At 69.7% G+C, this 12337-nt stretch carries 10 protein-coding genes; 2 read left to right on the forward strand and 8 right to left on the reverse strand.

Annotated features, from left to right (window positions below; genetic code table 11):
- Positions 1 to 31 precede the first annotated feature (31 nt).
- The 6 genes from AC3WOE_RS26890 to tssK are packed head-to-tail and all read right to left on the reverse strand — an operon-like array spanning position 32 to position 9679.
- Positions 32 to 976, reverse strand: a complete 945-nt coding sequence (locus AC3WOE_RS26890; protein WP_492694920.1) for a hypothetical protein — start codon at positions 974 to 976, stop codon at positions 32 to 34.
- 46 nt (positions 977 to 1022) lie between these two features.
- Positions 1023 to 2795, reverse strand: coding sequence for a type VI secretion system contractile sheath domain-containing protein (locus AC3WOE_RS26895; RefSeq protein ID WP_492694922.1), 1773 nt, complete (start codon positions 2793 to 2795; stop codon positions 1023 to 1025).
- A gap of 7 nt (positions 2796 to 2802) precedes the next feature.
- On the reverse strand, positions 2803 to 3414 hold the full coding sequence (gene tagF, locus AC3WOE_RS26900; protein ID WP_492694924.1) for a type VI secretion system-associated protein TagF: 612 nt from the start codon (positions 3412 to 3414) through the stop codon (positions 2803 to 2805).
- Positions 3411 to 6959, reverse strand: coding sequence for a type VI secretion system membrane subunit TssM (gene tssM / locus AC3WOE_RS26905; RefSeq protein WP_492694925.1), 3549 nt, complete (start codon positions 6957 to 6959; stop codon positions 3411 to 3413). The genes tagF and tssM overlap by 4 nt, the downstream gene beginning before the upstream one ends.
- Before the next feature lie 2 nt (positions 6960 to 6961).
- Positions 6962 to 8317 (reverse strand): DotU family type VI secretion system protein, encoded by a 1356-nt coding sequence (locus tag AC3WOE_RS26910; RefSeq protein WP_492694927.1) that lies wholly within the window; start codon positions 8315 to 8317, stop codon positions 6962 to 6964.
- Between the two features lie 24 nt (positions 8318 to 8341).
- Positions 8342 to 9679: a type VI secretion system baseplate subunit TssK gene (gene tssK, locus AC3WOE_RS26915; protein ID WP_492694929.1), complete on the reverse strand. Its 1338-nt coding sequence runs from the start codon at positions 9677 to 9679 to the stop codon at positions 8342 to 8344.
- 235 nt (positions 9680 to 9914) lie between these two features.
- On the opposite strand from tssK, the gene AC3WOE_RS26920 reads away from it, so the two are divergent.
- Together AC3WOE_RS26920 and AC3WOE_RS26925 are read left to right on the forward strand one after the other, a co-directional pair.
- Complete coding sequence (locus AC3WOE_RS26920; RefSeq protein WP_492694930.1) at positions 9915 to 10421, forward strand: OmpA family protein; 507 nt, start codon at positions 9915 to 9917, stop codon at positions 10419 to 10421.
- A 30-nt stretch (positions 10422 to 10451) separates the two neighbouring features.
- Positions 10452 to 10820 carry a hypothetical protein gene (locus tag AC3WOE_RS26925; protein WP_492694932.1) on the forward strand — a complete coding sequence of 123 codons (369 nt, stop codon included), beginning with the start codon at positions 10452 to 10454 and terminating at the stop codon, positions 10818 to 10820.
- 47 nt (positions 10821 to 10867) lie between these two features.
- Here AC3WOE_RS26925 and AC3WOE_RS26930 read toward each other — a convergent pair whose 3' ends face one another.
- On the reverse strand, positions 10868 to 11257 hold the full coding sequence (locus AC3WOE_RS26930; protein WP_492694934.1) for a DUF4280 domain-containing protein: 390 nt from the start codon (positions 11255 to 11257) through the stop codon (positions 10868 to 10870).
- 171 nt (positions 11258 to 11428) lie between these two features.
- A complete protein-coding gene (locus tag AC3WOE_RS26935) occupies positions 11429 to 12178 on the reverse strand; it encodes a PP2C family protein-serine/threonine phosphatase (RefSeq protein ID WP_492694936.1) in 750 nt (249 codons plus the stop codon).
- Positions 12179 to 12337 lie beyond the last annotated feature (159 nt).

Genomic DNA, 12337 nt, shown 5'->3' on the forward strand with positions numbered 1-12337 from the left:
TACGTGATCTGGCAGACCGGGGCGAGCCTGTTCAGCCGAGCTTGCCGGACAGCAGGTCGGCGTATTCCTTGGCGATGTCCTTGTAGAGCTTGGTGAACTCCACCAGGTGCTCCTTGACCTCCACCGGGCCGGCCGGCGGGCTCAGGCTGCGCTTGGCACCGTTGGCGAAGGGCGTGATGTCGGTGGCCAGGCGGCCCGGAGCGGGCAGCTTCTTGACCATGGCGTTGTCCTTGGTCGCGGAGTTCTTCTTCAGCTTGTCGATGTTGACGAGGTTCTGCGAGATGTCGCGGCCGCCGGCATTCATCTCGGTGTTGTAGGTCGCCACGTCGGGGCTGGCCTTGATGCGCTGGATGACGGCGGCGCCCTTGGCCATGCTGCTCTTGAAGCTGGCGCTCAACTGCAGCACCAGCTTCTTCATGTTGGCCTCTTCCGTGGCGGCCTTGCGCCCCTCGTCATCGGCGGCCTTGGCCTTCGCCTTCTCCTTGGCTTCGTCGATCTTGGCCATCTCGGCCTGGTTGAGGGCGCCCTTGAGTCCGTTTTCGGCACGGGCGACGATGGCGTTCATCTCCGTCCGCACCAGCTTGAGCTGGCGGTAGCTGTCCGGCAGGAAGGTCTTGATGGGCGTCGGCACCATCAGGCCGTTCTTGTCCTTCATCGACGGCTGCAGCTTCTGGCTGGCGGCCAGCACCTTGTCCAGCTTCTTGGCCTCGTCGCTCGCCTTGGCCAGGGCCACCTTGTAGAGCTTGATATTGGCCGGCAGTGCCGCGATCTCCCGGTCGTTGCCGGCATTCAGCGAGATCTTGTCGATGGCAATCAGCGCGCTCAACCATGGCGTGGGCTTGCGGATCGGCTCGAGCTCCTCGCTCAGCAGTTCCCCGATGGGTCGATTGGTCTTCTTGGTCGCGGCGATGTCGCGCGAGAAGATGGCCTCGGCCTTGTTGAACACGTCGCCCCATTCCTTGGTGAAGTCGGTCATCGCTGGTTCCTTGTGATGAAGTGATGATGGTGGTGGCAGGCCTGGATCAGTCGAGCGACTTCAGCAGCGCATCGAGATCGAAGTCCATGTCCTCATCAGACGCCGCCGCGGCGTCGGCAGCGACATCGTCGCCCCCGGATGCGGGGGTGTCGCCGCTGCTGTCGTCATCGCTGCCGCCCAGGCTGGCCAGCAGCGCGTCGAGGTCGTCGCCGCCCGCACTGCCCCCCGCGCCGTCGTCGCCGCCGCTGTCGACGTCGAGCGTGGAGAGCAGGTCGTCGTCGGTGCTGGCGGACTTCGCCGCAGGCGCCGCGCGCGTCGGCTTGGCGGCGGCTTCGGGCAGCTTGGACTTGACGCTCATCTCGATGCCGGCCCGCGCGCCTGCCTTGGAGGCGGCGCCCGCAGCGGCGATGCCGCCGAGGCCCGACAGGCGCACGCTCGGTTCGCCCTTGTGTGCGACCAGGGCAGCGATGCCCCAGCCACTCAGGGCCGAGACGGCGGTGGTCGACATGAAGCGTTCGGTGCAGGGCAGGGCCGTACTGTCGCCATCGGCATCGACGAAGAAGTGGAAGGGCAGGTCGCTGATGGTCGGCGTGCCGCCCTGACCGGCGAGGGCCGTCAGCGCCAGCAGGGCCGGGTGGCCCCAGAGCATGCCGGCGAGGCCGTCGGCCATCGTGAACTCTTCGAAGGAGAAGGACGAGATCGGATCGCTGCGCTTGCCATAGGGGTGGCGCAGCAGGAAGCGCGGACCAAGCAGGCTGAGCCGCTTCGCCTCGGGCAGGGCCTTCAGCGCGTCGAAGGCCTCGGCCACCAGCGGGTGGGGCGGCTTCTTGGGGTTGCTCAGGTCGTCCACCGCCATGGCGGTGAAGAAACTGGCGCCGGCGGCGTGGGCGATCTTGGCCATGCGGCCCAGCAGTTCGGTGTGCGGCGGCGTGGCCTCGAAGTCGTAGAGGCCGGCGACATAGGTGTAGCCGCCGTCCTTGGCCTGGCCGGGCTGCTCGACGAGGAGCTTGTACAGGCCCGTGTCCGTCAGGTCGTCGCCGCTGCTGAGATCGGCGGCGAACTCCTCGGCGCTGCAGTCGATGAGATGCACCTGCAGCATGGGCCCGGTCTCCAGGCGGCGCAGCAGGAAGTCCACGCCGCGCCACAGCGACTCGGTGGCCTGGAAATCGGCCTGGTGCAGCATGGCGCGCATGCCGTCGGCAATCGCCGCGTCCAGGGTGTTCAGCAGGCCGGCCTTCTCGGGCTTGGCCGACGGCACGACGAAGGGGCCGATGACGTCGCGCAGCAGCGCGTCGATGCCGCCTTCGGCCTGCACGCTGGCGCGGCCGGTCAGGCGGGCGAAGTCGTCGAGCCGGGCGCCCGCGGCCGGCGCCGCGCCGCGGGCACGCACGCCGCGGCCGGCGCGCGAGGCCTTGCGCTTCACGCCGGCCAGCTTGGCGACTTCGCCGGCGGCCTTCTCGAAGGTGGCGGTGTTGTTGAGGCGCTTGCGCAGGTCGTTGAGCTTCCTGAACAGGTCGAGCTCGCGGAAAAGGGTGTCGGGGTGGAAGGACTCCAGGTCGGCCAGCGGTACCTTGACGCCGCCGCGCTTGCTGCCGATGGGCAGGGTCAGCGTCAGGTCCTGCTGGCCCAGCCAGTCTTCCAGCGAATCGAACTCGACCGACTTGGGCTTGTGGCGCGCGAGGTCGCCGCCGGTGTCGAGCCGGCCGGACGCGGCGCCGGCACCGAAGTCGCCGAGCAGGGCGATGCGCACCGGCCGCTTGGCGGCCCAGGCGGGAGCGGCGGCATCGAGCTCGCCGTAGTTGGGGGTCCAGTCGCTCATGGCGTTCTCAGTTCGGTTTGAAGAGGGCGGCGAAAGCAGCGCCTCGGGGCAGGGCGGAGTGCACGCTCGGACCGGCGCCGGTCTGCAGCCACAAGCTGCAGCCTTGCAAGCCATCCCAGGCGGCCTGGCTGAGCAGGTTGGCCAGTGCGGGCGGCAGCGCGTTGTCGGCCGCGGCGGTTGGCGGCAGGGCATCGGCCAGTGCCGCGTCCAGGGCCTCGGCCGTCCAGTCCTCATGCAGGGCGTTGACGGCGATCTCCTCGAGCTGGCCGGCCCACTGCCACAGCGCGGCGACCTGGGCGCCATCGCGCGGGCGCGGCAGCGGCGGGCTGATGACGACGAGGGGGAAGTAGCGGCCGACGCGGTCGACCGAGGGGATCATGACGCCGACGCGCAGGCCCTCGCCTGAACCATCGGGCAGGGAGCCCGGCAGCAGGGCGAAGCGCCAGGCCGGGCTGGCGAGGTAGTCGTTCAGCCAGGTCTCGGGCGCGGCCTCGCGCAGCTGGTGCAGGCCGGCAGCCAGCCAGCCATCCCATTGCGCGATCCACTCGGGCGTCAGCCGCCGCGAGGCGAAGTCGCCCAGTGCGGGCAACTTCCCATACCAGCCGGGAACGCCGGTCACAGCGCCCCCGGGCAGCGGAACTGCTGCAGCTCGCGCAGGCGGAAGGGGTTGAAGACGCTGCTGGCCGTCACTTCCAGGCGGGCGCGGTGGCCGTCCAGGTTCATGACGACGATGAAGCGCTCGGGCTGCTGCGGCGAACCCTGCACCTCGAAGCGGTCGAAGAGGCGGAACAGCGCCCAGGGACCGTCGAAGGTGACGGGGGCGCCGCCGCCGGGCAGGGCGCTGAGCTTGATCTGCGAGGACAGGCGGGCGCCCGGCCATTGCAGGCTGACGGCCTGGTTGCTGCCGGCCGTGAACTTGGTGACCTGGCCGTCGATGTCGAGGTTGAGTTCCTTCAGGCCGTCTGCCAGCTCCAGCACGCGCACGTCGACGCGGAAGGCCGGGGCTTTGCCGCCGCCGCGGAAGAAGACCTCGCGCACGCGGGCGGCGCGCTGGAAGTCGGCCAGGGCGGCCGGCGACACCGGCTTGCTGCCGTCGCCGGTGGGCCGGAAGCTCCAGGGGCTGGTGCCGACGTCGACCAGGGGAGCGAGCTTGCGCGTGAAGAAGTCGTCCATCATGCCGCCGGGGGCGAAGAACTGGCCGAAGTCCTCGGGCAGCACGTCGACCTTGGAGCCTTGCGCAACGGGGTAGCGGCCGGCGATGGCGCGCGAGCAGAACTCGCTGACGGGCTGCAGTTCGCCGGTCAGGCTCTGGCGCTCGACGAGGCGGCTCTGGTTGTCGGCCGCTTCGGCCAGCGTCTCCAGCGCACCGCGCAGCGGCTCGGGCTGCTGACCGGCAGCGGCCTTGAGCTTGCCGCCGCCACCGCCCGCGGGCGGCGGCGACTTGCTCTTCAAGGCTTCCTGCACGGCACTGAGCTGCACATAGACCTCGTTGAACATCTTCATCACGTCGTCCAGCGGCGGCGGCGTGCCGGTCACGAGGCGGCGCAGCGCGGCGAAGTGGTCGTCGACGATCTTCTCCAGCGGGCCGTCCGACGAGATGGCGGCCGGCGCCTTGGCCTGGTTGCCCGCGAGCTTGGCCAGCTCGCCCCCCTTGGCGAAGATGGCGTCGTCGGCGCGCTTGTTCAGTTCCTTGCCGACGCTGTTGTCGTTCGTGACCGGATCGATCAGCGTCGTCTCCCGGGACGCGGCGCGCAGGAAGGCCGCCAGCGGCGAGTCCACCGCCGACAGCAGGCGCGACACCGCGATGCCGCGGTCCAGGCCGTTGAGCTTCACCAGGCGCACGTCGGCGAGGTAGTTGTCCCAGACCTTGACGTACTCCTCGAGGTAGAGGCGGCGCACGCGATTGACGAGGGTCTTGTCCTCGGCCTGGCGCTTGGCCGTGGCGGCATTGGTGCCCAGCACCCAGGCCTCCTCTTCGGCGAGCTGCTTGGCGGTCTTGTCCACCGAGGTCTGGAAGGCCTTCTTGTAGCCGTCCTTGGTGAACATGCCCGGGATGCCCTGCGTCAGCGACGCGCCGCTGGCACGCACGAACACGTTGGGACTCTGCGGGCCGGCCGCGGCCGCCACCGTGAAGGGCGGCAGGTCGCCGTCGATCTGGGCGCGGCGCAGGCGGCTGAAGATGCGGTACTCGAGCGGGTAGGCGCCCAGCATCTCGCGCACGCTGGCCACCAGGGTCTTGTCCATGGGCTGGGCCACTTCGAAGGCGCCGCGCGACAGCAGGGCGTCGAGGTGGTTCTTCAGCAGGGCCACCTTCTCGGCGCCGAGGCTGCCTTCGAGGTTGGCGTCCCAGTCCAGGCCCACCCAGGCCTGCAGGCCCGGCGCGTCCAGATGCTCGGGCGTGTAGAGCATCAAGTAGGCCTTCAGCGACTCGTAGGCGAACTCGAGGTTGTCGCGGTTGGCGGTGCGCAGGCGCTCTTCCAGCCGGGCCGCGACACGCGGCGCGAGGGCACGCTGCAGCAGGCGGTGGTAGGAGACCTGGGCGCCGGCGTCGAGCTTGTCGCCCTGGAAGAGGCCGAAGCCCAGGGACAGCGGTGGGCTGTCCAGCGCGAAGCCGGGCGGCTGGGCCGCATCGCGGATGGCGGCGAGTGCCTCGGGCAGGGCCGAGGGGTCGCTGCCGCTGGTGGGCGGCAGGGCCGCGACGGTGTCCTTCAGGGCCGGCAGCTTGGCTTCGATATCGGCGATATAGCGCTTGTTGCCGAAGTAGCTGAAGCCCCATCCGACGGCCAGGGTCAGCGTGAGGAGGGCGACGGTTGCCAGGCCCACCAGGCGCAGACGCGCGCTGCGGCGCTCGACCTGCGCGTTCTGCCCCACCAGGCCCTGCTCGACGAAGATGACCTTGCGCAGCAGATGGTTCAGGAAATAGCTCTTGCCCTTGGCCGCGGCCGGCGGCGTGAGGCGGCGCTCGACGCCGAAGGTGCGGGCGAGCGCCCCGAGCACGCGGTCGATGGGCGTGCCTTCCTGCGTGCCGCTGGTGAAGTAGACGCCGCGCAGGCGGGGGGCCTCGTCCAGCGCGCCGCCACCGCCGAACACCGTTTCAAGGTAGCCGCCGAGCAACCCCTTGAGGCCACCGAACTGCTGCGGGAAGGCGAAGATGGTGGCGCGCTTGAGGGTGTCGCTCTCGGCCTCCATGCGCTCGATGAGGCGCTCGCGCAGGCGCTTCTCCAGCGATGCGAATTCGCCGCCGAAGTTGGTCATGATCTCCTCGCCCGGCTGCGTCGCCAGCGGGAAGGTGAAGCCGAAGACCTGGTCGCGGTCTTCCTTGCCCATGGGGCCGAAGGTCTCGTTGAAGCCGGCCAGCAGGTCGCACTTGGTGACCATCACATAGACCGGCACCTTGACGCCCAGGCGCTGCTGCAGCTCCTGCATGCGGCCGCGCACGCGCGAGGCCTGTTCCTTGCGCTGGTCGGGCGGCAGGGCCAGCAGGTCCTGCACGCTGACGGTCAGCAGCACGCCGTTGATGGGGCGGCGCGGGCGCGCCTTGCGCAGCAGGCCGAGGAAGGTGTCCCAGGCCGCCGCGTCGGTGTCCTTGTCGGAGTCCTGCGTGGCGTAGCGGCCGGCGGTGTCGATGAGGACGGCCTCGTCGCTGAACCACCATTCGCAGTTGCGCGTGCCACCCACGCCGCGGACGCTCGCCTGGCCGAGCTTCTCGGTCAGCGGGAAGTTCAGGCCGGCGTTCAGCAGCGCCGTCGTCTTGCCCGAGCCCGGCGCGCCGACGAAGACATACCAGGGCAGCTCGTAGAGCGAATTGCTGCCGCCGAACAGGCCCTTCTTGGCGCCCGGGGCTTTCTTCAGCAAATCGATGGCCTGGGCGAAGCGCTCCTGCAGCGCGCCTTCTTCCTTGGCGGCGGCCGACGGGCCACCGCCCATGCCCTTGACCAGAGCGGCGTTGATGCGGCGGCGGCGCATCTGCGACCACACCAGGCGCAGGCCGCCCAGCAGCCAGACGATGGCGAGGACGATCCAGCGCGACAGGCTGGTGTCCAGCGGCCGGTGTTCGCCGAAGGCGATCAGCGGGCCGACCCACCAGACCAGGGCGGAGAGGACGCCCAGGAAGAAGATCCCGAGGGTCAGCGGATGGAACAGGAAGGAGAGAACTTTCTTCATGATCAGCGACCGTCCTGCACCATCAGCGTGACTTCGACACGGCGGTTCTTCGCGCGGCCGGCGGGGGTGGCGTTGTCGGCCACGGCTTCGGCATCGGCGCGGCCCTCGGCGCGCAGGCGGGCGATCTCGACGCGTTCGGCCAGCAGGTTGCGGAAGGCCTCGGCGCGGGCCTGCGACAGATGCCAGTTGGACGGGAAGCGCAGGGAGCGGATGGGCTGGTTGTCGGTATGGCCGGTGATCTGCACCTGGCCCTTCATGCGCTGCAGGGCCTCGCCGATGCGCAGCACCAGCGGCCGCAGCTCCGACGACACCTCGGCGCTGCCGGGGCCGAACAGGCCATCGCCCTTGATGATGACGACGGAGCGGTCCGCCAGATCGTTGACCTGGATGAGGCCGGCCTTGATGTCGTTGTCCAGCAGGCCGGCCAGGCGCGGCGCGGCCGGTGGCGGCGCCGGTGCGGCGACGGCGGCGGTCTTCACGTCATAGCCGCGCAGCGTGGCGAAGACGTCGTCGGAGGCACCATTGATGCTGAAGCGCAGGCCGATATAGACCAGCAGCAGCACGAGGGCGGTGGCGGCGGCGATCGCCCAGACCGGCAACTTGTGGCGCAGGCCGGCCTCGCGGCCTTCAGCGCCCTGCCAGCGCGGCGACAGCGCCGGGTCGGGGCTGCTGCCCTGACGCAGCATCTGGGCGAGGCGGGCCCGCACGCCGTCGAGCTGGGCACGACCGTTGTCGATGACGCGGTAGCGGCCCTCGAAGCCGAAGGCCAGGCAGACGTAGAGCAGTTCCAGCAGGTTGCGGTTGGCCGGCACGTTCTCGGCCAGCTTGGCCATCAGCGCGAAGACCTTCTCGCCGCCCCAGGACTCGTTGTGGAACTGCACCAAGAGGCTCTGCGCGGCCCAGGCGCCGGAGCCGCCCCAGGGGGTGCTGGCGGCGGACTCGTCGAGCAGGGTGCACAGGATGTAGCGGCCGGCGATGACCTGCTCGTTGGGCAGGCCCTCGGCACGCGCCTTGGCCTCGAAGCCGCGGATGCCTTCCGCCAGGGCTTCCTTCAGGCCAGCGGGGTTGGGATGCTGGGCGCTGTGGCGCACGCGCGGCGCGGCCGACAGCAGCGGCATGGCGGCGGCCACCAGCGGGTTCATGCTGGCCGTCGTCAGCGCCTCCAGCGCCATCGGGGCTTCCTTGCCCATGGGTCCGGCGGGCACGCCGGCGGGCGGCTGACCCTGAGGCGAAGCCGGCCGGGCCGGCGCCTGCTGCGGTTGTTGCAGGCCCGTGACCGGCCGGCCCGCGCTGGGCTTGATGACGGTGCGGTCCTGCCCGAAGGCGGCAAAGGGATCGTCGTTGTTGGGATCGCTCATGAGGCGGACCGATCAGGAAAAGTGTCAGGCGCGGATGGCCCAGAACTCGAGCTCGAGGCCGGGGAATTCGCCGGCGATGTGCATGGCCAGGCCGCCCGAGGTCTCGAGCTGCTTCCACAGCTCGTTGCCGCGGGTCTCGAGCTCGAAGTAGTTGTGGCCCGCGTGATACGGGATCTGGCGCGGCGCCACCGGCAGCGGGCGCAGCGTGACGCCGGGCAGCTGCAGGTTGACGAGGTCGCGAATGCGCTCGACCGGGCCGATCTTGACCTGGGTGGGAAAGCGGGCGCGCAGCGCGTCGCCGGGCAGCTGGGCCGACACCGCCAGCACGAAAGTGGCGGTGCGCTGCAGGCCAACGTCCGGGATGAGGGCCACGCGCACGCCGTAGGCCCGGTCCTGCAGTTCGATGGGGATGGCCGTCTGCTCCATCACCATGGACAGGGACTGGCGCAGGTCGTCGATGACGGGGCGGAAGGTGGCCGCCAGGTCGTCGTGCAGATAGTCGGCGTACTGGCCGGGGCGGCGGCTGTCGCGGAAGGTGGCGAGGTCGCCGGCCAGGCTCAGGCAGTCGCTGTAGAGCCGCTCCGGGTGCAGCACCGACACCACGCGCAGGTGGTTGAACAGGGCCTGGTTGCGGTTGACGGCTTCCAGCAGCAGGAAGTCGGAGATCTCGCCGACGCCACCGCGACCCGGGGCGGCCAGGCGGGCGGCCAGGGCCTCGCCGCGCTGGTTCAGCAGGCCGCAGAGTTCGCGCACATAGCCGTCCAGCACCGGGTGGGCCGGGGCGTGCAGCAGCGGTGGCACATAGCTCGCGTCGAGCACGACGCGGTTGTCGGCGCGGCGCTCGACGACGCGGGCCACGCCCAGGGTGGCATAGCCCTCGCCGGCGTCGCGCTGCAGCATCAGCCGCAGGTTGAGCCGGCCGATCTGCAGGGCGGCGTCGCGGTCGAGCTGGGAATTGCTGTCGCCGACATTGACCTCGGCCGTCGAGAAGCGCGGGCCCATGGCGCCGGCGGCTGCTTCAGCGTCGGTCTCGACGACGCCGGGGCGCTGCAGGGTCACGGCCAGCACGACGATCTCGTTGCGGGCGTCGGCGGGGATGTCCAGGGCCGCCGGCGTGGCGTCGCCGCCGGGGGCGGAGAAGGCCGTGCCGTCGGGCATCAGGCCTTGCGCCGAGGCCAGGCCGACCTTGCCCAGGGTCAGGGAGGCGTCGTCCAGGCTCAGGGCCGTGAAGCCCCAGGCATAGGCCACGGCCTGTTGCAGGCGTTGGCGCCACTGGTGTTCCCAGTGGCGGTCGTGCTGCTGGAAGTGCTGCGGCTGGAGGAACATGCCCTCCGTCCAGATCACTCGGTCACGCCAGGTCATGGATGGGATCGCCTTGATGGAGCAAGAGAAAACAGGAGGAAGCAGCCACGGCGGCCTGCGATCAGGCACTGAGTGACTGGCGGCGGCGCTTGGTTCCCGGCTCCGGCGGGAACCAATCGGCGTCAACGGTCACACAGTCTGCGGCTCAATCCCGCCAGCCGACCGAGTACCCGTCATGAAGAAGTTTCGCCCCCTCCTGGTTCTTTCCTTGTGCGGTCTCACCCTGAGTGCCTCCGTGGCCGCCCAGACGCCCGAGATTCCGCCGCCCGCCGCCTCCGCGGCCGAGGCCGTCGACCTGGGCAAGACCGTGCCCACGGCCGATGCCATCAACGAGGGCCTGTTCCCTGACGACAAGTGCAAGGAACTGGAGGCTTCGGGCTTCAAGTGCATGGGCTTCAAGCCCGCCATCCGGTATTCGCTGCCCGCCACCTCCTTCAAGGTCGGCTCGGCCGAGCTGCCCACGATGCTGAAAAAGCAGCTGGACGTCTTCGCCGACGTGCTCAAGACCAAGAAGAACAGTGACCGCCAGGTGCGCGTCATCGGCCACGCCGATGCCTCGGGCACGCCGGCGGCCAACCAGGCCCTGTCCATCAAGCGTGCCGAGTCGGTGCGCAACTACCTCGTCGCCAAGGGCGCCGATCCGGCCCTGCTGGTCGTTGAAGGCGTGGGCTCCAAGGACCTGAAGAACCCCGCCAAGCCCAACGCCGACGAAAACCGCCGGGTGGAGATCGGGCGCAAGTAGACCCGTGTCAACCTCGCCAAGGAGCGGAACATGCCGACCAGCAAGGACATCCTGACCAACGCGAAGAAGGATCTCGACAAGAACTCGACGGCCGAAAAGGCCCTCAAGGACATCGTCGACACCGGCACCACCGACCTGGCCGAGTTCGCCAAGGCCAAGGCGGTGCTGCGGACGTCGATCAATTCCATGAACGGCATGACCGACCTGCTGGAGAAGCGGCTCAAGGACCTGATCCGCGACCTCGCCGATCTCGAGAAGCAGGAGCCCGTGATGAAGGCACCGGCCGACGCCAAGGTCTACGCGGCCCTGGTGCAGGCCTTCAAGGACGAGATGAAGCAGTCGCGTGCCTATCAGCTCAAGATCGACGCTCTCGCGAAGAAGGCCGAGAGCCACATCTGACCTGCGGTTGGCGGGAGGCGCAGTGCGCCTCGCCGCCCGGCGCCTGCTCAGGGCGTCATCTCGGTCATCTGCCCGGGCATGTTCACGCTGATCACGCCGGCATAGGCACACATCAGCTTGGAGGTGTTGTTCAGCACCGGCATGTTGCCCAGCATCACGGTGGGCGCACCGGGCACCCAGGGGCCGGGGATGACGGGCACGCAGGGCATGGGCGTCAGCACGCCGAGGGCGGCCGCCGTGGCGGCGGCCACGGTCGGGTTGGCCGGGCTGCTGCACATCGCGAACGGCATGATGTTGACCATGGGCACGTTGTCCATGATGTTGGCCGCGGGCATGTTGCTGCTCATCATCTTGTTCTTGGGCAGCACCACCATCGCGCTCGGTGCGGCGCCGAAAGTGCAGGCGAGCAGGGCGCCGTTGCAGACATGTTGAGGCATGACGCTTCTCCTTAGATGACGGGGCCGCTGTATTGCGGGGCGAGCGCCGGGCCGCTCCCTAGCCGGCCCGCGCTGGCGATGTGCTCGCGGCTCGAAGCCGCGGGCATCGCCGTCCCCTCGGGGGACCGACCGGGCGCGCCCGCGTTCAGCGGGGCGAGGCTGGGCGAGGGGCTAGTCATTCTTGAGCCAGAGGGCCAGGGCGGTGAAGTTGTCGTGGTTGGGCTTGTCGGCGGCCGCCAGGCGCACGCGCTGGCCCAGGTCGTCCAGCCAGGCCTGAGGGTCCGGGGCGAAGGACAGCGCGGCGGCGATCTCGTCGTCGGTCATCCATTCCCACAGGCCGTCGGTGCACAGCATCAGGGCCTCGCGGCCGGTCAGCGGCCAGGGCTGCTGGGACACGCTGATGTGCAGGTCCTCGCCCTGGGTGCCGAGGGCCGAATAGAGCTCGCTGCGCTTGGGGTGGACACGGGCGCCGGCCTCGTCGAGCAGGCCGCCGTCGATGAGGGACTGCACCAGGCTGTGGTCGCGGGTGCGCTGGGCCAGCACGCCGTCGCGGAAGGCGTAGAAGCGCGAGTCGCCGCAGTGGCCCCACAGCGCATGGCGCTCCTGCAGGTCGATGGACAGCACCACCACCGTGGAATGCATATTGCGCAGCTGCGGGTTGGCGGCGCGCTGGGCCAGCAGCTCGCGGTTGGTGTCCACCAGCAGGGCTTCCAGTGCCTGGGGATGGTGGGCGGGCAGGTTGGCATAGCCCTGCAGCACATGGCTGACGGCCAGCTTGGACGCAATGTCGCCACCGCCATGGCCGCCGGCGCCGTCGGCCAGCACGCAGCAGAGATAGCGCTCGGAATGCCAGTGGCCGCAGGCGTCCTCGTTGTAGTCGCGGCCGCCTTGCTCCGACATCAATGCGAGCTCGATTTGCACAACTCTCCTTCAGCTGATCTGTCTATTGGCCGCCGCGTTTCGCGGGCCGGGCGCTGGGCCGCTCCCGAGCCGGCCCGTCATGGCGATGTGCTTGCCGGTCAATCCGGCAAGCATCGCCGTCCCCGCGGGGGACCGGCCAAGTATTTCTTGGACGAGGGG

The sequence above is a fragment of the Roseateles sp. FW305-36 genome, from assembly GCF_058787015.1.

Bases quoted from the DNA above. Each gene is read 5' to 3' on its own strand.
- AC3WOE_RS26890 (WP_492694920.1), bottom strand. From the start codon at position 976: ATGACCGACTTCACCAAGGAATGGGGCGACGTGTTCAACAAGGCCGAG.
- AC3WOE_RS26895 (WP_492694922.1), bottom strand. From the start codon at position 2,795: ATGAGCGACTGGACCCCCAACTACGGCGAGCTCGATGCCGCCGCTCCC.
- tssM (WP_492694925.1), bottom strand. From the start codon at position 6,959: ATGAAGAAAGTTCTCTCCTTCCTGTTCCATCCGCTGACCCTCGGGATC.
- AC3WOE_RS26910 (WP_492694927.1), bottom strand. From the start codon at position 8,317: ATGAGCGATCCCAACAACGACGATCCCTTTGCCGCCTTCGGGCAGGAC.
- tssK (WP_492694929.1), bottom strand. From the start codon at position 9,679: ATGACCTGGCGTGACCGAGTGATCTGGACGGAGGGCATGTTCCTCCAG.
- AC3WOE_RS26925 (WP_492694932.1), top strand. From the start codon at position 10,452: ATGCCGACCAGCAAGGACATCCTGACCAACGCGAAGAAGGATCTCGAC.
- AC3WOE_RS26930 (WP_492694934.1), bottom strand. From the start codon at position 11,257: ATGCCTCAACATGTCTGCAACGGCGCCCTGCTCGCCTGCACTTTCGGC.